Here is a 21,615-nt window from a genome sequence, read left to right on the forward strand (position 1 = left end):
GCGAAGAGGCCCGCACAGGCAGCCCACATCTCAAAGTAATGCCAAAGCCTTCCGCTTCAACCCATCCAGGTCAATCACCGTCACCCCGACCACCTTGGCCCGCTCATCCCACTCCCTCATCCGCAAGCTCACCTCGAACAGCGGATCCCGCTCGAACACATCCGCCTCGTCCTCGCTCATCACGCCCCCCTGATACTCCAAAGTCCGCCGGCTCGCCTCACTCAACCGCTGGTAATACCCAGGCTGGCGCAAAGTCAGGTAGCGCTTGGCCTCCACGTGATACTGCACCAGCCGCGCCATGCGTTCGCCGAAGCCACAGCGGCGTAAATACTCAGCGCCGATGCGCTCATGGCTGACCACGCCATAGCCGCCCATGCTCGCGTCACCGCCGCACAGGTGGCCAATGTCGTGGAAGAACGCCGCCAGCACCACTTCGTCGTCGAAGCCTTCGGCGATGGCCAGTTGCGCGGCCTGGGACATGTGTTCGAGCTGGGTGATCGCTTCGCCGATGTAGTCGTCACTGCCGTGGCGTTCGTACAGCGCGAAGGTGCTGTCGATGATCTGGGCTGGGGTTGGCATCACCGTCTTCTCCTGGCTTGATTGGGTGGTGGCTTCTTCGCAGCACAAGGCTGCTCCTACAGGTTGTCGCCGCCCCGTAGGAGCAGCCTTGTGCTGCGAAGAGGCCGGTGCAGGTTACTGCTGAGCCACCTTCTCCGACTTGCCGTCATAGCGCTTGCGCCACTCGGCCAGGATCTGGTCACGGTTCTTCGAGGCCCAGGCAAAGTCGTTCTTGATCAGGCGCTGTTCATAGTCAGCCGGCAGTTCGGTCTGCGGCTTGGCAATACCCGGGGCAGCCAGCACGGCGAAGTTCTCCTTGTACAGCTCCATGGCCGCCGGGCTTGCCGAGAAATCAGCCAGGCGCCTGGCCGCATCCGCTTTTGGCGAACCTTTGATCACCGCAGTCGCCTCGATCTCCCAACCCAGGCCTTCCTTCGGCAGCACGATGTCCAGCGGCGCGCCCTGGCGCTTGAGCTGCACGGCCGGGTACTCGAACGAGATACCGATCGGGAATTCACCCGCTGCGGCAAGCTTGCACGGCTTGGAACCGGAATGAACATACTGGCCGATGTTCTGGTGCAGTGCATCCATGTACGCCCAACCCTGTGGCTCGCCGAAGGTCTGCAGCCAGGCACTGACATCCAGGAAGCCGGTGCCGGACGAAGCCGGGTTCGGCATGACGATCTTGCCCTTGTACTCGGGCTTGGTCAGGTCCTGCCAGCTTACCGGCTTGCTCAGGCCCTGCTTCTCGGCCTCGATGGTATTGAAGCAGATGGTCGCGGCCCACACGTCCATACCGACCCAGGCTGGCGGGTTGGCAGCATCGCGGTAGTTGGCGGCAATCTTGCCCAGGTCCTTCGGTGCGTAGGCTTCGAGCATGCCGTTCTGGTCGAGGATAGCCAGGCTGGAAGCAGCCAGGCCCCACACTGCGTCGGCTTGCGGGCGGTCTTTCTCGGCCAGCAGCTTGGCGGTGATGATGCCGGTAGAGTCGCGAACCCACTTGATCTCGATGTCCGGGTTGGCCTTCTCGAAGGCCTGCTTGTAGCTCTTCAGCTGTTCGGCTTCCAGGGCGGTGTAGACCGTCAGCTGGGTACCAGCGGCCGAAGCCTGCAGGCTGAACACGGCGGAAACGGCAGCAGCAAGTGCAAGGTGCTTGTACATGGGTAGGTTCCTTACAGGTCAGACGGTCGCGGCGCGTTGGCGCCAGGCTTGGGAGCGGCGCAGCAGGCCGCGTGAGGCTGCGGCCAGCAGCAGTGAAGCGCCGGCACTGGTCAGCAGGATCAAAGTCGACATGGCGGCGGCACCACCGACATTGCCGGCGTCATCCATGTTCAGCACGGCGACGGCAGCCAGGATGGTGTCGGGGCTGTACAGAAAGATCGCCGCCGACACGGTGGTCATCGCCGATACGAACAGGTAGCGAATGATGTCCAGCAGCGCCGGCAGGCAGATCGGCACGGTCACCCGCAGGAAGTGCCTGTAAAGCGGCGCCTTCAGCGACAGCGCGGCGGCCTCGAACTCGCCGTCGAGCTGGCGCAGGGCGGTGGTCGCGGTCATCTGCGCGGTGGTCAGGTAGTGGGCGATGGTGCACACCACCAGCAGCCCCATGCCGCCGTAGAACACATGCAGCGGGTTGCCGTTCAGGTTGAAGAAGAATACGTAGCCCAGGCCCAGCACCAGGCCCGGCACGGCCATGGGGATGAAGCTGAGCAGGCGCAGCGCCTGGTTGAGCAGGCGTTGGCCCTGGGTCTTCTCCATCAGGTAGGCGCCGGTGAAGATCACGATGCTGCCGATCAGCGCGGTGCCGATGGCCATGGTCACGCTGTTGCGGTAGGCCAGCCAGCCACCACCGGCGGTGTCCTCGAACATGTAGTGACGCAGCGACAACGACAGGTTGTAGGGCCAGAACGTGACCAGCGACGAATACACCGCCATGCCGATCACCAGCAGCAATGCCGCGCACACCAGCAGCACGATCGCCAGGAAGCAGGCATCACGGCCGCGCGACGGCTTGGGCTCGAACACCTGGGCACGGCCGCTCATGGCTTCGCCCTGGCGCCGGCGCAGCCAGGCATCGACGGTAAAGCTGAACAGCGCCGGCAACAGCAGCACCATGCCGATCAACGCGCCGCGGCCGAACTGCTGCTGGCCGACCACCGCCTTGTAGGCTTCCAGCGCCAGCACCTGATAGTCGCCGCCGACCACGACCGGTACACCGAAGTCGGTGATGGTCAGGGTGAACACCAGGCAGAACGCTGCGAATACTGCCTGGCGCGTGGCCGGCCAGGTGATGCTGGTGAACGCTCGCCAAGGGCCGGCACCCATGCTGGACGCTGCGTCGAACAGGCGTGCATCGGCCAGCGATAGCGCCGACAGCAGGATCATCAGGGCATGCGGGAAGGTGTAGATGGCCTCGCCCAGCACAATCCCCCAGAAGCCATAGATGTTGTCGCTGAGCAACCCGCGCAGCAGCCCCTGGTTACCGAACAGGTAGACCAGGGCGATGGCCGGCAGCATTGACGGCGCCAGCAGCGGCAGCAACGAAATCCCCCGCCACAGGCCTTTGCCCGGAATCAGCGTGCGTTGCAGGGCATAGGCGAACAGGTAGGCCAGCGGCACCACGATGGCTGCCACCGTGAAGGCCACCGACAGGCTGTTGCCCAGCAGCCAGTGGAAGTTTTCACTGGCCAACAGTTCGCGGGCCGCCAGCAGGCCACCACCCTGGCCCGCTTCTGCGCTGAAGCCGCGCCAGAAGATCGCCAGCAGCGGCATCAGCACCGCCAGCACCAGAAGGATCAGCAGCAGGCTCTTGCCGCCGACGACGAACAACCGGTCGCCCAAGGCGACACCAGCACGCGGCGTGGCTTTGGCCTGGCTCAGCGGCAGGGACATTGGCGCGGCCATCTCAGGCAAACACCTGCAGGCTCTGCGGTGGCAGCGCCACCCAGATGTCCTGCGAGCCCAGCCGCGGCATGGCCTCGGGGGCAAGCTCCGCCAGCAGTGCATGGCCAGGCAGCGCCTTGAGCTCGAAGCTCATGCGGCAGCGGTTACCAAGGAAGGTGATTTCACGGACCATGGCCGGGAACAGGTTTTCTTCGTGCACCGCCGGGTTGACCGTGATCGCCTCCGGGCGGCAGAACAGCCGGCCGCTGCTGGGTCGGGCCGAACCTGGTGCCAGACGCATGTTCATGCCACCGACCTGGGCATGGCTGTCACTGCTGCGCTGGAACGGCAACCAGTTGCCCTGGCCGACGAACTCGGCAACGAACGGCGTGGCCGGCTGGTCGTAGATTTCCTGCGGGGTGGCGTACTGCTCGACCTGGCCGTTGTTCATCACCGCAATGCGGTCGGCCATCAACATGGCCTCGTCCTGGTTGTGGGTGACCATCAGCGTGGTGATACCCAGCTGGCGCTGCAGCTGGCGCAGTTCGGTGCACAGGTGCTCGCGCACCCGGGCATCCAGCGCCGACATCGGCTCGTCCAGCAGCAGCAACGACGGCGACGGTGCCAGCGCGCGGGCCAGGGCCACACGCTGCTGCTGGCCACCGGAAAGCTGGCCGGGGTATTTCTTCTCGCTGCCGGCCAGGCCCACCAGTTCGAGCATTTCGGTCACTCGCTGGCGGGCCTGTTCACGGCCGCTGCCAGTCAGGCCATAGGCGATATTGGCTTCGACGGTGAGGTTGGGGAACAGCGCGTAGGACTGGAACAGGATGCCGTAGTCACGGGCCTGGGGTGGCAGCTCGGAGATATCGCGCTCGCCGATGTACAACGTACCGCGGTCCTGGCGCTCCAGGCCGGCGATGCAGCGCAGCAACGTGGTCTTGCCGCAGCCGGACGGGCCGAGCAGGCACACCAGTTCGCCGGCGGCGATGTCCAGCGAGACATCATTCAGCGCCGTGAAGGCGCCGAAGCGCTTGTGGATGTTGCGCACTTTCATCTGTGCGCCGGGGGTGGTGTGGTTCATGGCAGGGCCTCATCGAAGAGATGGAGGCCATGCTAGGAAGGCTGTGCGAAGGTTCTGTGGCTTTAGGGCAAAAGCGGGTGATAGTGGTATAGGCAGATTTTGTAGTGGCCTTCAAGGACCCTATTGCCGGCAAGCCAGCTCCCACAGGTACTGCACAGGTTTCAAGGACTGTGGGGTACCTGTGGGAGCTGGCTTGCCGGCGATAGGGCCGGTACAGCCACTACATGGCTATCAGAAGTGCGAACCGGCCACTTCCTGCGCCACCCCAAGGAAGGCCGCCGGCAACCGGGCCTGGCGCCGCTCCTTAAGGCAATACAGGTACTCATGCATCACCGGCGCGTTCTCCAGCGCCAGCACTCGCAACTCAGGGTTGTGCGGCACCTCGTGCCGGGCAATCACGCTGATGCCGATATTGCGCAGTACCGCCTCACGGATCGATTCGCGGCTGCCAATCTCCAGCAACGCCCCGGCTTTCACCCCGGCCTCCTGCATCATCTGCTCGGTCAGCTTGCGTGTGGTCGAGCCCTTCTCGCGCATCAGCAGGCAATGCCCGGCCACCACGTCAATGGACACCGCCTGGCGGTGTGCCAACGGGTGGTTGCGATGCACCGCCACCACCAACGGGTCAGTCCCCAGCACCCGCCGCACCAGCCGCGCGTCTTCCAGCAGTTGCGACGAAGCGGCGATATCCACCCGGTAGTCCTCGAGCATCTCCAGCACCTGCTGCGAGTTGCCGATTTCCACCGCCACTTCCACCTGCGGCAGGCGTTCGCGGTAGATCTTCACCAGGTCGAGGATGTAGTAAGGCGCCGTGGCCGCGATGCGCAGGCTGCCCTGTGCCTGGCCGCTGTTGCGCAGTTCGAACTCGATGTCGGCTTCCTGCTGAAGCAGTGCCTTGACCATCGGCAGCAGGCGCACGCCCTCCTCGCTCAGCACCAGGCGCCGCCCGCCGCGGTAGAACAGCTCCACCGCGTACTGGCTCTCCAGGTTGCGAATCTGCGTGGTCACCGTGGGCTGGCTGAGGCCGAGCTTCTTCGCCGCCAGGGTGATGCTGCCCAGGCGGGCCACCATGTAGAAGGCTTTAAGCTCCGAACTCAGCATGCACGTCCTCTATTTGCGCAACAGGCGCAAGCCGTTGAACACCACCAGCAGGCTCACGCCCATGTCGGCAAACACCGCCATCCACATGGTGGCCATGCCGGCAAAGGTGATCGCCAGGAATATCGCCTTGATGCCCAACGCCAGAACGATGTTCTGCATGAGGATCGCCGCACTTTGGCGCGACAGCCTGACGAAGGCCGGGATTTTCCGCAAGTCGTCGTCCATCAGCGCCACATCGGCGGTCTCGATGGCGGTGTCGGTACCGGCCGCCGCCATTGCAAAACCGATCTCGGCACGAGCCAGTGCCGGGGCGTCGTTGATGCCGTCACCGACCATGCCCACCCGATGGCCCTGGGCGTACAGGGTTTCGATGCTCTTGAGCTTGTCGGCAGGCAGCAGGTTGCCTTCGGCACGGTCGATACCCACCACGGTGGCGATGGCCTGGGCGGTATGTGGATTGTCACCGGTCAGCATGACAGTCTTGATGCCCAGCTCGTGCAGCTCGGCGATGGCCTGGCGACTGCTTTCCTTGACCGTGTCGGCCACCGCGAACAGCGCCAACGGGCCGGAGCGGTCGAGCAGCAGCACCACGGTCTTGCCCTGGCGCTCCAGCGCATCCAACTGGGCCTCGAGCTCGGGCGAGCACAGCCCCAGCTCCTCGACCAGACGGTGGTTACCCAAGTGGTAAACCTCACCCGCGATGGTGCCGCGCACGCCGCGCCCGGCAAGGGCTGCGAAGTCGTCTACCTCGCTCAAGGCCAGGCCTTGCTCCTTGCCGAACTGGGCAATGGCGCGGGAGACCGGGTGGTCCGAACGCTCGCCAAGGCTGGCGGCCAGGGCTTGCGCGCGGCCTTCGAACAGCGGCTCCAGTACCTTGGCATCGGTTTGCACCGGCTTGCCGTGGGTGATAGTGCCGGTCTTGTCCAGGGCCAGGAAGTCCAACTGGCGCCCGCCTTCCAGGTACACGCCACCCTTGATCAGGATGCCCTTGCGCGCGGCGGCAGCCAGGCCGCTGACGATGGTCACCGGGGTCGAGATCACCAGGGCACACGGGCAGGCCACCACCAGCAGCACCAGGGCGCGATAGACCCAGTCGAACCAGGCACCGGCCATGAACAGCGGCGGTATCACCGCAACGGCCAGGGCAATGGCAAACACCACTGGGGTGTAGATGCGCGAGAAGCGGTCGACGAAACGCTGGGTAGGCGCCCGCGCGCCTTGCGCTTCCTCGACGGCCTTGATGATCCGCGCCAGGGTCGATTGCCCGGCAGCAGCGGTAACGCGGAACTCCAGCGCCCCTGCCTGGTTGATGGTGCCGGCGAACAACTTGTCGCCCACCGTCTTCTCCACAGGCAGGCTTTCGCCGGTGATCGGTGCCTGATCGACGGTGGATTGCCCGCTGGTCACTTCACCGTCCAGGCCAATGCGTTCGCCGGGGCGTACCCGCACCAGGGCCCCGATGGCCACCTCCCGCACCTCTGCTTCCCGCCACTGGCCATCGGCCTGGCGCACGGTAGCCATGTCCGGGGTGAGCTGCATCAGGCCGCCAATGGCGTTGCGCGCGCGGTCCAGCGAGCGGGCTTCGATCAGCTCGGCGACGGTGAACAACACCATCACCATGGCCGCTTCCGGCCACTGGCCGATCAGCACCGCGCCAGTCACGGCAATGCTCATCAGCGCGTTGATGTTGAGGTTGCGGTTTTTCAGGGCGATCCAGCCCTTCTTGTAGGTACCCAGGCCACAGCCGAGGATCGCTGCCAGCGCCAGCGCCGCCACCACCCACTCCGGGGCCAGTGCGGCAAAGTGCACGATTTCGGCGGCGATCGCGGCAATACCGGACAGCGCCAGGGGCCACCAGCGGGTCTTGGCCACTTGCGGTGCGCTGGCAGTGCTATCGTCTTCGGCGCCAAGCGGCTCGGCTTTCATGCCCAGGCTGTCGATGGCCTGCTCGATTTCAGCAGTGCCACCCAGGGTGTGGCGCACGCCAAGCACACGGTTGATCAGGTTGAACTCCAGCTGCTCGATACCGGCCAGCTTGCCCAGCTTGTCCTGGATCAGGGTCTGCTCGGTAGGGCAGTCCATGGCCTCGATGCGGAAACGGCTGAACTGGGCGTGGCTGCTGGCCTTTTCGCTCAGCTGGACCAACGCTGGCGCAGCAGCGCTGCCACAGCAGCTGTGGGCGTGGTGATCGTGCTTGTGTTCGTGGCTGACAGGCTGGTTCATGGGGTCATCCTTAATTTGAGCCTGTTGCCAAGTGAACACCCTGTAGCCACTATAGGGTCAAGCCACTTGCTGGAGAATTTCGTGATGAAGATCGGAGAACTGGCCAAAGCCACCGACTGCGCCGTGGAAACCATCCGCTACTACGAGCGTGAACAGCTGCTGCCGGAGCCGGCACGCAGCGACGGCAACTACCGGCTGTACACCCAGGCCCACGTCGAGCGGCTTACCTTCATCCGCAACTGCCGCACCCTGGACATGACCCTGGATGAAATCCGCAGCCTGCTACGCCTGCGCGACAGCCCCGATGATTCGTGCGGCAGCGTCAATGCGCTGATCGACGAACATATCGAGCATGTGCAGGCTAGGATCGATGGCCTGGTGGCGCTGCAGGAACAGCTGGTGGAGCTGCGGCGGCGCTGCAATGCGCAAGGGGCGGAGTGTGCGATCTTGCAGCAACTGGAGACGAACGGGGCGGTATCGGTGCCGGATACCGAGCATTCGCATGTGGGGCGAAGTCATGGGCATTGAGATTTTGGGGCTGCTTTGCAGCCCATCGCGACACACGGCCGCTCCTACAGGCTACGCGATCTCCTGTAGGAGCGGCCTTGTGTCGCGAAAGGGGCGCAAAGCGCCCCCGGCAATCTAGAACATCACACCGCCATCGGCGCCGTCATCGGGGCATGGTGCTCATACCCTTCCAGCCAGAAATCGCTCGGCTCGATCTTCTCCAGCCACTCCGGCTCGTACTTGCCCGTCTCGGCAAACGCCGGCACACGGTCGCTGATCACCAGCTTCGGCGCCTCCAGCGGCTCACGCTTGAGCTGCTCATTGAGCATGTCCAGGTGGTTCTCATACACATGGGCATCGCCGATGAAGTAGGTGAACCAGCGCGGGGTGTAGCCGGTCAGGCGGCCGAACAGCGACAGCAGCGCCGCGCCTTCGGTGAGGTTGAACGGCGTACCCAGGCCCAGGTCGTTCGAGCGGATGTAGAGGGTCAGGGAGATTTCCCTGGTCTCAACGTTCGGGTGGAACTGGTACAGCAGGTGGCACGGCGGCAGGGCCATTTCGTCCAGCTGCGCACAGTTCCAGCCGTGGAACAGGATACGGCGGCTGCCCGGGTCGTTGGCGATGGTGTCCAGGCACTGGCGCACCTGGTCGATGGCCTTGTACAGGATGACGAACGCGACGCCGTCCTCCTCGTCCTGGGCGATGCGGCGGAAGCCCGCCTTCTCGGCCATTTCGATGGCCGCCGGGTTGCTCAGCGGGATGCGCTTGTAGCCCGGCCACTGGCGCCATTGCACGCCGTAGATCTCGCCCAGGTCGTCATGGCCCTGGCGGAACGGGTTGGCCAGCCACTGGGCGTTCTCGTTGGCGTTCTGGTCCCAGACCTTGCAGCCCAGTTCGCGGAATTCACCGGCGTTCTTCACGCCACGCAGGAAACCGACCATTTCACCGATCGCCGACTTGAACGCCAGTTTGCGCGTGGTAATGGCCGGGAAGCCCTTCTGCAAGTCGAAACGCAGCATGGCGCCCGGCAGGCTGATGGTGCGGATGCCGGTGCGGTTGCCCTGCAGCGTGCCGTTGTCGATGACGTCGCGGACCAGGTCCAGATACTGTTTCATGGCTTACCTGTAGCAAAAACGGCAGGGGGATCGCCCCTGCCGTGGGATTAATCAGGCGGGTTTCGCCGTAGGCTTGCGATTATAAGCCCACCAGATCAGGCCAAGGCCAGCCAGGATCATCGGCACGCACAGAATCTGACCCATGGTCAGCCAGCCCCAGGCCAGGTAGCCAAGCTGGGCATCCGGTACGCGGACGAATTCGACGATGAAGCGGAAGATACCGTAGAACAGCGCGAACATGCCGGATACCGCCATGGTCGGCCGCGGCTTGCGCGAGAACGCCCAGAGGATCAGGAACAGCGCCACACCTTCGAGTGCGAACTGGTAAAGCTGCGATGGGTGACGCGGCAGCTGCGCCGGGTCGCTGAACGGCGGGAAGACCATCGCCCATGGCACGTCGGTGGCCTTGCCCCACAGCTCGGCGTTGATGAAGTTGCCGATGCGCCCGGCCCCCAGGCCGATCGGCACCAGCGGGGCGACAAAGTCCATCAGCTCGAAGAACGACTTGTTGTTGCGCTTGCCGAACCACAAGGCCGCCAGCATCACGCCGATGAAACCGCCGTGGAACGACATGCCACCCTTCCACACTTCGAAGATCAGCGTCGGATTGGCCAGGTAGGCGTGCAGGTCGTAGAAAAGCACGTAGCCCAGGCGACCACCGACGATCACACCCATCGACAGCCAGAACACCAGGTCGGAGAGCTTTTCGCGCGTCCAGGTGGGGTCGAAGCGGTTCAGCCGGCGCGAGGCGAGCAGCCAGGCACCGCCGATGCCGACCAGGTACATCAGGCCGTACCAATGGATTTTCAGCGGCCCGATGGCCACGGCCACGGGGTCTATCTGCGGGTAAGGCAGCATGGAACTTCCTCTCGATTCAAATCAAAAAGCTGAGGCCGACACAGAACAGCAGGGCTGCGAACAGGCGTTTCAACAAACGTGGCGACAGCTTGTGCGCCAGGCGCGCGCCGAAGCGGGCGAAAAACATGCTGGTCACGGCAATGCCGAGCAGCGCCGGCAGGTACACGTAACCCAGGCTGTGGGCCGGCAGGTGCTGCTCGTGCCAACCCAGCAGCATGAAACTCAGGGCACTGGCCAAGGCAATGGGCAGGCCACAGGCCGAAGACGTGGCCACTGCCTGCTGCATGGGCAGGCTGCGCCAGGTCAGGAACGGCACGGTCAGCGAACCGCCGCCGATGCCGAAAATGGCCGAAGCCCAGCCGATCACCCCACCTGCACCGATCAGCGCGGGCTTGCCGGGGATGCCACGACTGGCCTTGGGTTTGAGGTCCAGGGCCATCTGCGCGGCGATGACCAGGGCGAACACACCGATGATCTTTTGCAGCAACGGCCCCTGTATCAGCGAGGCGGTCTTGGCGCCGACACCGGCCCCAAGGAGGATGCCGAGGGTCATCCAGGCGAAGATCGGCCATTGCACCGCGCCCTTGCGATGGTGCTCGAGCACGGCGTTGATCGAGGTGAAAACGATGGTTGCCAGCGACGTACCGACAGCCAGGTGGGTCAGCACCGAGGCATCGAAACCCTGCAAGGTGAAGCTGAACACCAGCACCGGCACGATGATGATACCGCCGCCCACGCCGAACAGCCCGGCCAGCACACCGGCGCAGGCGCCCAACAGCAGATAGAGCACGAATTCCATTCGTCTTCCCCGAGAAAACAATCCGGCATGGTAACGGAAGCCGGGCTCGGGGCTCTAGTGAACAGTGTGTCAGGATGGATCCTCCCTGCCGCTGTGGGTACAGTGGCGAAAAAACGGAGGCCCGACAGATGTGCCTGATCGTATTCGCCTGGCGGCCGGGGCACGCCCTGCCGCTGATCGTGGCGGCCAACCGCGATGAGTTCTATGCCCGCCCCACCCAGGCCCTGGCGGCCTGGGAGGATGCACCCGGGGTATATGCCGGGCGCGACCTGGAAGCCGGCGGCACCTGGCTGGGCGTCGGCCCGCAGGGGCGGTTCGCGGCGCTGACCAATATTCGCGACCCGGCGCAGGCACTGGGGCCACGCTCGCGGGGCGAGCTGGTGGCGGCGTATCTGCAGGGGGAGTTGGGGGTCGAGGCCTATCTGGACCAGGTGGCCAGCCGCAGCAGGCAATATTCAGGGTTCAACCTGCTGGTGGGCGATGGACGGCAGTTGGGCTACCTGCATGCCCAAGACGCGGCGCCGCGCTTGCTGGAGGCCGGGGTTTACGGGCTTTCCAATGCCGGGCTAGATACGCCTTGGCCGAAGCTGGTGAAGGCGCGCAGTGGGCTGGAAGGGTTACTGGAAACGCCAGAGCCACAGCGCTTGCTAGCGTTGCTGGCCGATGCCGAACCGGCGCCGGAGGGCGAGTTGCCGGAGACGGGCGTGGGGTTGGCGACCGAGAAGTTGCTGTCGAGCGTGTTCATTGCCAGCCAGAACTACGGGACGCGGGCGAGCACGGTGCTGATAGTGGATGATCAGGGGAAAAGGCGGCTTATTGAGCGCAGTTTTGGGCCATTTGGCGGGCACTTGGGGGAAGTTGAGCTTTCGGTCTGAGCACTGTGCTGGCCTTTGTGGGAGCGGGCGAGCCCGCGAACACCGGCGAAGCCGGTGCCATACAGCGAGTCGCCTGCTTCGCGGGCACGCCCGCTCCCACAAACCCGCGAAGAGGCCGGAACAGGCACCCCGCATTCAGAGGGTCTTATTGGCCCCAGGCCCGATCATCCGCGCCAACCCAAGGTTTTTCAGGGCCAGTTGCAGCGAGCTGTGGATAACCTGCGGGTTGTCATGGCTCAGTGCCTCGGTCAGCAATTCCTTGGCCTTGACCAGGTTGATCTGGCGCAGCATCCACTTCACCTTCGGCAGGTTGGTGGCGTTCATCGACAGACTGTCGAAGCCCATGGCCATCAACAGGATCGCCGCTGCCGGGTCACCGGCCATCTCACCGCAGATACTCACCGGCTTGCCTTCGCCATGGGCGTCGCGCACCACCGTGTTCAGCGCCTGCAACACCGCCGGGTGCAGGTAGTCGTACAGGTCGGCGACCCGCGGGTTGTTGCGGTCCACCGCCAGCAGGTACTGGGTCAGGTCGTTGGAACCGACCGACAGGAAGTCCACCTGCCGCGCCAGCTCCTTGGTCTGGTAAACCGCCGCAGGAATTTCCACCATCACGCCAACTGGTGGCATCGGCACATCGGTGCCTTCGTCACGCACCTCGCCCCAGGCGCGGTGGATCAGGTGCAGCGCCTCTTCCAGCTCATGGATGCCGGAAATCATCGGCAGCAGGATACGCAGGTTGTTCAGCCCCTCGCTGGCCTTGAGCATGGCGCGGGTCTGAACCAGGAAGATTTCCGGGTGGTCGAGGGTGACGCGGATGCCGCGCCAGCCGAGGAACGGGTTTTCTTCCTTGATCGGGAAGTACGACAGCGACTTGTCGCCACCGATGTCGAGGGTACGCATGGTCACCGGCAGCGGGTGGAAGGCCGCCAGCTGCTCGCGGTAGATGGCCAGCTGCTCTTTCTCGCTGGGGAAGCGCTGGTTGATCATGAACGGCACTTCGGTGCGGTACAGCCCCACCCCTTCGGCGCCACGCTGCTGGGCACGGGCCACGTCGGCGAGCAGGCCGGTGTTGACCCACAGCGGCATGCGGTGGCCGTCCGGGGTAACGCACGGCAGTTCGCGCAGGGCATCCAGGCCCTGGGCCAGCTGGCGCTCCTCCTCGACCACGTCGCTGTACTGCTTGCGCAGCACTTCGCTGGGGTTGGTGAACACCTCGCCCTTGTAGCCGTCGACGATCATCTCGATGCCGTCGACCTTGGAATAAGGCAAATCGACCAGGCCCATCACCGTGGGGATGCCCATGGCGCGAGCCAGGATGGCGACGTGGGAGTTGCCCGAGCCCAGTACCGAGACCAGGCCGACCAGCTTGCCTTCAGGCACTTCGCCGAGCATCGCCGGGGTCAGCTCTTCACTGACCAGGATGGTGTTGTCGGCATACACCAGCGACTGCGCGCGGGCTTCCTGCAGGTAGGCCAGCAGGCGCCGGCCCAGGTCCTTGACGTCGGAGGCGCGCTCGCGCAGGTAGTCATCGTCCATCAGCTCGAAGCGGTTGACGTGCTCGCCCACCACCTGGCGCAGTGCGCCCTGGGCCCACTGGCCGGTCTTGATGACTTCGGTCACCTCACCGCCCAGAGCCGCGTCTTCGAGCATCATCAGGTACACATCGAACAGTGCACGCTCCTCCGGGCGCAGCTGGGTGGCCAGCTTGGCCGACAGCTTGCGCATATCGTCGCGCACACCTTCGAGGGCGTTCTGGAACAGCTTCAGTTCGGCGTCGATGTCATCGACGGTCTTGTCCGGCACCACTTCCAGATCGGCTGGCGGTAGCATCACCACTGCGCGCCCCACGGCGGCGCCTGGCGAGCCCGGTACACCGACGAAGCGCGCCTCCTGGATACCCTTGCCCTGGCGGCCCAGGCCACGGATCGAGCCGGTGGCCTCGGCGTGGGCGATAACCCCTGCCAGCTGGGCGCTCATGGTGACCAGGAAGGCTTCTTCGCCCTCGTCGAACTGGCGGCGCTCCTTTTGCTGGATGACCAATACCCCGACCACGCGGCGGTGGTGGATGATCGGCGCACCGAGGAAGGAGGCGAATTTTTCCTCGCCGGTTTCGGCAAAGTAGCGGTAACGCGGGTGGTCGGCAGCGTTTTCCAGGTTCAGCGGCTCTTCCCGGGTACCGACCAGGCCGACCAGGCCTTCGTTGGGGGCCATGCTGACCTTGCCGATGGAGCGCTTGTTCAGGCCTTCGGTGGCCATCAGCACGAAGCGGTTGGTTTCCGGGTCGAGCAGGTAGACCGAGCAGACCTGGCTGCCCATGGCCTCCTTGACACGCAAGACAATGATCCCCAACGCCGACTTGAGATCTTTGGCGGAGTTTACTTCCTGGACGATCTTGCGCAGCGTATTGAGCATGGCTCGGGGTCGAACTCCGTCGTCAGTCGCGCGTCAGCAGACGCGGTGCTAGCTCTTTCAGGGCGCGTCGGTAGACCTCGCGCTTGAATGTCACAACCTGGCCCAGCGGGTACCAATAGCTGACCCAGCGCCAGCCGTCGAATTCCGGCTTGCCGGTCAGGTCCATCCGCACCCGTTGTTCGTTGCTGACCAGACGCAGCAGGAACCATTTCTGCTTCTGGCCGATGCACAGCGGCTGGCTATGCGTACGCACCAGTCGCTGGGGTAAACGATAACGCAACCAGCCACGGGTGCAGGCAAGAATTTCCACATCATCGCGTTCAAGGCCAACTTCTTCGTTCAGCTCGCGGTACAGGGCATCTTCCGGCGTCTCGTCAGGGTTGATGCCACCCTGGGGAAACTGCCAGGCATCCTGGTTGATCCGTCGAGCCCATAGCACCTGCCCGGCATCATTCGTGAGAATGATCCCTACATTGGGGCGAAAACCATCCGGGTCGATCACGGCAGCAACCTCGCAAACGCATGTCACCGCATTGTTCCACAAAGCTTGCGAGCGCAGCAACGCGCCCGCCAAGCTTATGTGCAGCAGCGTGAAAACTCCGTATTCTGCGGGCCTACCCTGTGGCTTATGCGAGTGACCGCGATGCGCCTGGCTTTATTCGACCTGGACAATACCCTCCTCGGTGGCGACAGCGACCATGCCTGGGGTGACTACCTCTGCCAGCGCGGCATCCTCGACCCGGTTACCTACAAGCAACGCAACGATGGCTTCTATCAGGAATACCTGAACGGCACCCTGGACCTGCAGGCCTACCTGGCCTTTTCCATGGAAATCCTTGCGGCAACACCGGTAGCCCGGCTCGACGAATGGCACCGCGACTTCATGCGCGACTGCATCGAGCCGATCATCCTGCCCAAGGCGCTGAGCTTGCTGCAGCAGCACCGCGAGGCCGGCGACCAGCTGGTGATCATCACCGCCACCAACCGCTTCGTCACCGCACCGATTGCCCGGCGCCTGGGGGTTCGCGTGTTGCTGGCGACCGAATGCGAGATGCGTGATGGCCGTTATACCGGGCGTAGTACCGATATACCGTGTTTCCGTGAAGGCAAGGTGACGCGGCTGGAGCGCTGGATGCTGGAGAACGGCTTCGATCTTGAGGACAGCTATTTCTATAGCGACTCGATGAACGATTTGCCGTTGTTGCAGCGAGTGGCGCATGCGGTGGCGGTGGACCCCGACCCGAAGCTGCGGGCGGAGGCCGAGATGCGCGGGTGGCCTGTGGTTTCGCTGCGGGATTGAGGTTTTACTGTGCCAGCCTCTTCGCGGGTAAACCCGCTCCCACAGGTACTGCACAGCCCTCAAGCCTTGCTCAGACCCTGTAGGAGCGGGTTTACCCGCGAAGAGGCCAGCACATACAGCACAAAGCTGTCAGACCGGCTTGGCGCCCATCAGCCCGGCGATGGACAGGAAGCAAACCCCACTGAACACCGCCAGTGCCAAGGTAAAGCGCAGCCCCACCACCTCGGCCTTGCGCAGCCGGTTCAACCGCACCAGCAGCCACCACACGGCAAACGCGCCCAGCGTATAGATGACGCTGGACGCCAGCACCCAGGTCTGCCCCAGCGGCCAGCCCACCAGGTGCACCAGCCACCAGCCGGTGAACGGCATGCTCACCAGGCACAGGCCCATCACCAGCCAGACGAACACCAGCGGCCGACGCAGCAGCTTGGCGTAGGCCTCGGCATCGCCCTGGCGGCGGGCGCGCACGGTCCAGAGCGCCAGGCCCAGAGCACCCAGCAGCAGGAGCGCGGTGGCGATGATGTGCAGGGTCTTGAGGGTGGTCAGGTGTTCCATGTCCGAATTGTCCTTTGTCAGGCCATTTTTGCAGCAGCCCCTAACCCTTGTAGGAGCGGCCTTGTGTCGCGAAAGGGCCGCAAAAGCGGCCCCGGGATCTCGGCCATGATCACACATTGCCGGGGCCGCCTTGCGGCCCATCGCGACACAAGGCCGCTCCTACAAAAAGCGAGATATCTGGCTTAGCTTAGCCGCTCAGCCCAGGAACAGCTTGTAAGCCGGGTTGTCGGTTTCGTCCCAGTACGGGTAGCCGATCTTCGCCAGCGCCGCCGGCACCATGTGGCGCTCGTCCTCCGGCACCTGCAACCCCGCCACCACGCGCCCGTCAGCGGCGCCATGGTTGCGGTAGTGGAACATCGAAATGTTCCAGCGCCCGCCCAGCTTGTTGAGGAAGTTGAACAGCGCCCCCGGCCGCTCGGGGAACTCGAAGCGCAGCACCATCTCGTCACTGGCACCGGCCGAATGACCACCAACCATATGGCGAATATGCAGCTTGGCCAGCTCGTTGTCGGTCAAGTCGGTAACCGGGAAGCCCTGCTCGGTCAGTTGCTGTACCAGCGCCGCACGCGGGTCGTTTTCCGGGTGGGTCTGCACGCCGACGAAGATATGCGCCTCGTCGGAGGTGTGCTTGCGGTAGTTGAATTCGGTGATCTGGCGCTTGCCGATAGCCTCGCAGAAGGCCTTGAAGCTGCCCGGGCGCTCAGGGATGGTCACGGCGATGATCGCTTCGCGCTTTTCACCCAGCTCGGCACGCTCGGCCACATGGCGCAGGCGGTCGAAGTTGACGTTGGCACCGGAGTCGATGGCCACCAGGGTCTGCCCGGTCACGCCGTACAACTCGACGTACTTCTTGATGCCCGCCACGCCCAAGGCACCGGCAGGTTCGGTGATCGAGCGGGTATCATCGTAGATATCCTTGATAGCCGCGCAGATTTCGTCGGTACTGACGGTGACCACTTCATCCACATGATGGCGGCAGATGTCGAAGGTGTGCTGGCCGATCTGCGCCACCGCCACGCCGTCGGCGAACAGCCCGACCTGCGGCAGCACCACGCGCTCGCCGGCCGCCATGGCCGCCTGCAGGCAGTTGGAGTCGTCCGGCTCGACACCAATCACTTTGATTTCCGGGCGCAGGTATTTCACGTATGCAGCAATGCCGGCGATCAGGCCACCGCCACCCACCGGCACGAAGATCGCGTCCAGCTGGCCTGGGTGCTGGCGCAGGATCTCCATGGCCACGGTGCCCTGCCCGGCGATGGTGTGCGGGTCGTCGTAGGGGTGCACGTAGACGAAGCCCTTTTCATCGACCAGTTTCAGCGAATAGGCCAGCGCCTCGGGGAACGAGTCGCCATGCAGCACCACCTTGCCGCCCCGCGAACGCACGCCCTCGACCTTGATCTCCGGGGTGGTCTTGGGCATCACGATAGTGGCCTTGATGCCCATCTCGCGCGCGGCCAGGGCTAGGCCCTGGGCGTGGTTGCCGGCCGAGGCGGTGACCACGCCACGGGCCAGTTCTTCCGGGGTCAGTTGGGCCAGCTTGTTGTAGGCCCCGCGGATCTTGAACGAGAACACCGGCTGCAGGTCTTCGCGCTTGAGCAGAATCTGGTTGCCCAGGCGCTTGCTCAGCTGCCCGGCGCTCTGGAGCGGGGTTTCGACCGCAACGTCGTAGACGCGCGAGGTGAGGATCTTCTTGACGTACTGTTCGAGCATCGGGAATGCATCACTGGGCCGCGGGACAAGGGCTGGGAGTCTACCCCAGCGCTACGTCGGGCGACCACAGCAAAGCCGCCCGAGCCGTTATACTAGGCTCTTTTCAAAACCGCCCTGCCCCCTCTCGGAGCCCGCATGACCCAGGACCAACTCAAACAGGCCGTCGCCCAGGCCGCTGTCGACTTCATTCTGCCCAAGCTGGATGAAAAGAGCGTCGTCGGCGTCGGCACCGGTTCGACCGCCAACTTCTTCATCGACGCCCTGGCTCAGCACAAGACCGCCTTCGACGGCGCGGTCGCCAGCTCCGAAGCCACTGCCCAGCGTCTGAAGGGCCATGGCATCCCGGTCTACGAGCTGAACAGCGTCAGCGAACTGGAGTTCTACGTGGACGGCGCCGACGAGAGCGACGCGCACCTGAACCTGATCAAAGGCGGCGGCGCAGCCCTGACCCGCGAGAAGATCGTCGCCGCCGTGGCCAAGACCTTCATCTGCATCGCCGATGCCAGCAAGCTGGTACCGGTGCTGGGCGCGTTCCCGCTGCCGGTCGAAGTGATCCCGATGGCCCGCAGCCACGTGGCGCGCCAGCTGGTCAAATTGGGCGGTGACCCGGTGTACCGTGAGGGCGTGGTTACCGACAACGGCAACGTGATCCTCGATGTGCACAACCTGCAGATCACCAACCCGGTGGAGCTGGAAGCGCAGATCAATGCCATTGTTGGCGTGGTGACCAACGGCCTGTTCGCGGCGCGGCCGGCAGATTTGCTGCTGCTGGGTACCTCTGAGGGCGTGAAGAGCCTCAAGGCCGAGTAACTTTCTGCTAGAGCTTCGCCCTCGATTCGCAGCACAAGGCTGCTCCTACAGGGGTACGCGGTTTCCTGTAGGAGCAGCCTTGTGCTGCGAATGGGCTGCAAAGCAGCCCCACCTGCTCACTCCGCTGGCTGTTTGAACACATAGAACAGGTTCGGCTCACTGACCAGATAGATGGTCCCCGCCTCATCCATCGCAATCCCCTCAGCCTGTGGCACCGTCGCCTGCAACCCCTGGAACCCCTTGCGCAACGACAAGGTACTCAGCGGCCGGCCCTCCACATCCAGCTCCAGCACCAGCCGCGACTCGTCCGACAGCGCCAGCAGGTGCCCGCTGCGCTCATCGAACTGCAAGCTCGACAGGTCCCGCACGAACAGTCGCGAATCACGCTTGCGGTCCTGCACCACATGCACCGCATAGGGCTGCTCAGGATTGTCATGCGGGAAGCCATGCACCTCGTAGATCAGCATTGGGTCACGCTCCTTGGCCACGAACAGGCGCTTGCCCGCCGAATCATAGGCCAGCCCCTCGAAGCCCTTGTTGCCATTCAGGCCAATGCCCAGGGTCAGCTGCTCGGCATCGCCGGCATCGAGGAACATCGTGTCGTCCTCCAGGCGCACGCGAATCAGCCGCTGCTGACGCTCGTCGGTGATCACATAGCTGTTGGGCCCGACGTACTCCACGGCTTCCGGGTCGCCGAAGCCGGTCAGCGGCACTCGGCGCAGGATGCGCCCGTCCAGCGACAGCTCGATCAGCTCCGAGCGTGCATTGGTAACGGTAAACAGAGTCTTGCGGTCGGGGTCGTAGGTCAGCGCCGAGATGTCGTCATCCAGCCCCTCGATCGGCTGCGCCTCCACCACCACCCGGTAACGGTCCAGGCCGATGCTTTGCTCGGCTGGCTGCCACCAGGCGTTGAGGTTGAACCAGCCACGCTCGAACAGGCGAAACTCCTGCCCGGCCAAGCCGAGCAGGATCAGGCCGATAACGACCAGAACAGGGAACGGACGAACAAAACGGCGCATGAGGGAAGACTCGACACAGGGGTGACGAATCTAATCACGAACAACTGAAGTAAAGCTTAATGCCAGCATCCGAAAAGTCGGATGTTTGGGTCAGTTTTTGCTGAAGCGATAGAACAGTGCAGGCTCGCTGACCATGTACAGGTTGCCCTTGTCGTCCATGGCCACCCCTTCGGCACGCGGGATGGTGTCCTGCAGGCCGTTGAAACCGCCGAGCAGGGTCATGAAACTGACTTGCTGGCCCTGCTCGTCCAGTTCCAGAAGCATGTTGGAGTCGGACGACAGCACCAGCAAGTGGCCGGTACGCGGATCCACGCCAAGCGCCGATAGGTTGCGCAGGTCCAGTTCATCACTGGGCAAAAGCTGTTTTTCACCCGTGAGCGGGCTGCGGCCGTCGGTATTCCAGGTATACAGCCTGGGCGGGCGCTCCTCGCCGATGACCAGGCGCTGGCGCAGCGGGTCCCAGGCCACCGCCTCGAAGCCCTTGTTGCTCTTCAACGACGGGCCCAGGTCGTGGCTCTGGAAATCATCATGGTTCAACGAGGTGGTCTGCGCATCCACCTTGACCACGGTCAGGTCGTGCAGGCGCTCATCGGTGATTGCCAGGTAGCCGTCTTCCAGTACGGCGACGCCTTCCGGGTTGTTCCAGCCGTTGAGGGGGATCTTGCGCAGTACATCGCCATCCAGGCTCAGTTCGACCAGGATCGGGTTCTTGCCCATGACTGCGAACAGGGTGCGGGTACGCGGGTTGAAGGCCACATCTGAAGCTTCATCGTCGTCCATGCCCGGCAACGGTTTGGCATTGATGTCGACCTTGTAGTCTGGTAGCCATACGCTCTCGCTGCGCTCGGCGGCGCTTTCGAAACTTTCTTTGACCCACAGCGCACCGCGGTCATCCCAGTGCATGGCTACGGCCACGCCATAGCCGACTACCGCCGCCACAGCCAGGCCGAAGGGCCAGCGCAGAAAGAAACGACGCTTGGGGGTTGCCGGGGCGCTGGAGGGAGATGGCATGCAGGGGTCCTGGGGAAATGGGCGAAGATTCGCGCATTATCCGGATCAGGTGTGAAAAATCGGTAAACAGGACCGGCCTCTTCGCGGGTTTACCCGCGAAGAAGGCGACGCGGTCTCGAGTCAGAGCACCCGGCTTTCGAAGCGGCTCACACCCGGCAACTCCAGCACCAATTCGTCACCGACATTGAACGGCCCCACACCCGCCGGGGTACCGGTGAGGATCACATCCCCCGCCTGCAGCGAGAAATGCGCGGCCATGTGCTGGATCATCGGCACGATCGGGTTGAGCATCATCGCGCTGTTACCATCCTGGCGAACTTCGCCGTTGACGGTCAGGCGCACTGGGATGTCGGTCACATCCTCGAAGCTGGCGGCCGACACGAACGGCGGCAGTACGCAGGCGCCATCGAAGCACTTGGCCAACTCCCAGGGCAGGCCCTTCTCTTTCAGCTTGGCCTGCACGTCACGCAGGGTAAGGTCTAGCGCCGGTGCATAGCCGGAAATGGCGTCCAGCACCTCTTCCTCACTCGGGTGAGTCGACAGCGGCTTGCCCAGCAGCACGGCAATTTCCGCCTCATAGTGCACCGAGCCACGTTCCGTCGGGATCTTGAAGCCGCCCTCGGCTGGTACCACGCAGCTGCCCGGCTTGATGAACAGCAGCGGTTCGGTGGGGATCGGATTGTCCAGCTCCTTGGCATGCTCGGCATAGTTACGGCCGATGCAAACCACCTTGCCCAGCGGGAAGTGAATGCGTGTGCCGTCTACGTACTGATGCTGGTAACTCATGGCCGACTC

At 64.0% G+C, this 21,615-nt stretch carries 20 protein-coding genes; 4 read left to right on the forward strand and 16 right to left on the reverse strand.

Annotated features, from left to right (window positions below; translation table 11 throughout):
- Positions 1-30: 30 nt before the first annotated feature.
- The 6 genes from GEV38_RS25935 to GEV38_RS25960 all read right to left on the reverse strand — a co-directional run bounded on the left by GEV38_RS25935 (position 31) and on the right by GEV38_RS25960 (position 7,846).
- Positions 31-579 (reverse strand): phosphonate degradation HD-domain oxygenase, encoded by a 549-nt coding sequence (locus tag GEV38_RS25935; protein ID WP_015272177.1) that lies wholly within the window; start codon positions 577-579, stop codon positions 31-33.
- A 114-nt stretch (positions 580-693) separates the two neighbouring features.
- Positions 694-1,719, reverse strand: coding sequence for a putative 2-aminoethylphosphonate ABC transporter substrate-binding protein (locus tag GEV38_RS25940; protein WP_015272178.1), 1,026 nt, complete (start codon positions 1,717-1,719; stop codon positions 694-696).
- Between the two features lie 18 nt (positions 1,720-1,737).
- On the reverse strand, positions 1,738-3,462 hold the full coding sequence (locus GEV38_RS25945) for a putative 2-aminoethylphosphonate ABC transporter permease subunit (RefSeq protein WP_015272179.1): 1,725 nt from the start codon (positions 3,460-3,462) through the stop codon (positions 1,738-1,740).
- Between the two features lies 1 nt (position 3,463).
- Positions 3,464-4,522: a putative 2-aminoethylphosphonate ABC transporter ATP-binding protein gene (locus GEV38_RS25950; RefSeq protein WP_015272180.1), complete on the reverse strand. Its 1,059-nt coding sequence runs from the start codon at positions 4,520-4,522 to the stop codon at positions 3,464-3,466.
- Between the two features lie 231 nt (positions 4,523-4,753).
- Positions 4,754-5,623: a LysR family transcriptional regulator gene (locus GEV38_RS25955; RefSeq protein WP_015272181.1), complete on the reverse strand. Its 870-nt coding sequence runs from the start codon at positions 5,621-5,623 to the stop codon at positions 4,754-4,756.
- 9 nt (positions 5,624-5,632) lie between these two features.
- Positions 5,633-7,846: a heavy metal translocating P-type ATPase gene (locus GEV38_RS25960; RefSeq protein ID WP_015272182.1), complete on the reverse strand. Its 2,214-nt coding sequence runs from the start codon at positions 7,844-7,846 to the stop codon at positions 5,633-5,635.
- Between the two features lie 84 nt (positions 7,847-7,930).
- Here GEV38_RS25960 and cadR point away from each other — a divergent pair, with 84 nt between their 5' ends.
- Positions 7,931-8,374, forward strand: a complete 444-nt coding sequence (gene cadR, locus GEV38_RS25965; protein ID WP_016712550.1) for a cadmium resistance transcriptional regulator CadR — start codon at positions 7,931-7,933, stop codon at positions 8,372-8,374.
- A gap of 122 nt (positions 8,375-8,496) precedes the next feature.
- Here the strand turns inward: cadR and GEV38_RS25970 are convergent, their stop codons facing one another.
- From GEV38_RS25970 to GEV38_RS25980, 3 genes are read right to left on the reverse strand one after another with little or no spacing between them, the layout of a single operon-like run.
- Entirely contained in the window at positions 8,497-9,468 is a 972-nt protein-coding gene (locus GEV38_RS25970) for a thymidylate synthase (RefSeq protein ID WP_013974664.1), read from the reverse strand.
- Between the two features lie 51 nt (positions 9,469-9,519).
- The gene (gene lgt, locus GEV38_RS25975; protein WP_013974665.1) at positions 9,520-10,326 is read right to left on the reverse strand and encodes a prolipoprotein diacylglyceryl transferase; all 807 of its coding nucleotides are present in this window, start codon (positions 10,324-10,326) and stop codon (positions 9,520-9,522) included.
- Between the two features lie 16 nt (positions 10,327-10,342).
- A complete protein-coding gene (locus GEV38_RS25980; protein WP_015272184.1) occupies positions 10,343-11,125 on the reverse strand; it encodes a sulfite exporter TauE/SafE family protein in 783 nt (260 codons plus the stop codon).
- A 128-nt stretch (positions 11,126-11,253) separates the two neighbouring features.
- Between GEV38_RS25980 and GEV38_RS25985 the strand changes: the two genes are divergently transcribed.
- Positions 11,254-12,000 (forward strand): NRDE family protein, encoded by a 747-nt coding sequence (locus GEV38_RS25985; RefSeq protein ID WP_015272185.1) that lies wholly within the window; start codon positions 11,254-11,256, stop codon positions 11,998-12,000.
- Between the two features lie 135 nt (positions 12,001-12,135).
- On the opposite strand, the gene ptsP is transcribed toward GEV38_RS25985, so the two are convergent.
- Together ptsP and GEV38_RS25995 are read right to left on the reverse strand one after the other, a co-directional pair.
- A complete protein-coding gene (gene ptsP, locus GEV38_RS25990; protein ID WP_015272186.1) occupies positions 12,136-14,415 on the reverse strand; it encodes a phosphoenolpyruvate--protein phosphotransferase in 2,280 nt (759 codons plus the stop codon).
- 22 nt (positions 14,416-14,437) lie between these two features.
- Positions 14,438-14,917 carry an RNA pyrophosphohydrolase gene (locus GEV38_RS25995; RefSeq protein WP_003249017.1) on the reverse strand — a complete coding sequence of 160 codons (480 nt, stop codon included), beginning with the start codon at positions 14,915-14,917 and terminating at the stop codon, positions 14,438-14,440.
- A gap of 141 nt (positions 14,918-15,058) precedes the next feature.
- Here GEV38_RS25995 and GEV38_RS26000 point away from each other — a divergent pair, with 141 nt between their 5' ends.
- Complete coding sequence (locus GEV38_RS26000; protein ID WP_054573403.1) at positions 15,059-15,715, forward strand: HAD family phosphatase; 657 nt, start codon at positions 15,059-15,061, stop codon at positions 15,713-15,715.
- A gap of 129 nt (positions 15,716-15,844) precedes the next feature.
- On the opposite strand, the gene GEV38_RS26005 is transcribed toward GEV38_RS26000, so the two are convergent.
- Positions 15,845-16,270 (reverse strand): DUF2269 domain-containing protein, encoded by a 426-nt coding sequence (locus tag GEV38_RS26005; protein WP_015272187.1) that lies wholly within the window; start codon positions 16,268-16,270, stop codon positions 15,845-15,847.
- 195 nt (positions 16,271-16,465) lie between these two features.
- Entirely contained in the window at positions 16,466-17,980 is a 1,515-nt protein-coding gene (gene ilvA / locus GEV38_RS26010; protein ID WP_015272188.1) for a threonine ammonia-lyase, biosynthetic, read from the reverse strand.
- Between the two features lie 135 nt (positions 17,981-18,115).
- Here ilvA and rpiA point away from each other — a divergent pair, with 135 nt between their 5' ends.
- On the forward strand, positions 18,116-18,790 hold the full coding sequence (rpiA, locus tag GEV38_RS26015; protein ID WP_013974672.1) for a ribose-5-phosphate isomerase RpiA: 675 nt from the start codon (positions 18,116-18,118) through the stop codon (positions 18,788-18,790).
- Positions 18,791-18,906: 116 nt separating this feature from the next.
- Here rpiA and GEV38_RS26020 read toward each other — a convergent pair whose 3' ends face one another.
- The 3 genes from GEV38_RS26020 to GEV38_RS26030 form a co-directional block, all read right to left on the reverse strand.
- Positions 18,907-19,809 (reverse strand): SdiA-regulated domain-containing protein, encoded by a 903-nt coding sequence (locus GEV38_RS26020; protein ID WP_015272189.1) that lies wholly within the window; start codon positions 19,807-19,809, stop codon positions 18,907-18,909.
- 90 nt (positions 19,810-19,899) lie between these two features.
- Entirely contained in the window at positions 19,900-20,820 is a 921-nt protein-coding gene (locus GEV38_RS26025; protein WP_015272190.1) for an SdiA-regulated domain-containing protein, read from the reverse strand.
- 120 nt (positions 20,821-20,940) lie between these two features.
- A complete protein-coding gene (locus GEV38_RS26030; RefSeq protein ID WP_015272191.1) occupies positions 20,941-21,606 on the reverse strand; it encodes a fumarylacetoacetate hydrolase family protein in 666 nt (221 codons plus the stop codon).
- Positions 21,607-21,615 lie beyond the last annotated feature (9 nt).

The sequence above is a fragment of the Pseudomonas sp. 13159349 genome (assembly GCF_013305685.1).
Taxonomy (GTDB): Bacteria; Pseudomonadota; Gammaproteobacteria; order Pseudomonadales; family Pseudomonadaceae; genus Aquipseudomonas; species Aquipseudomonas asiatica.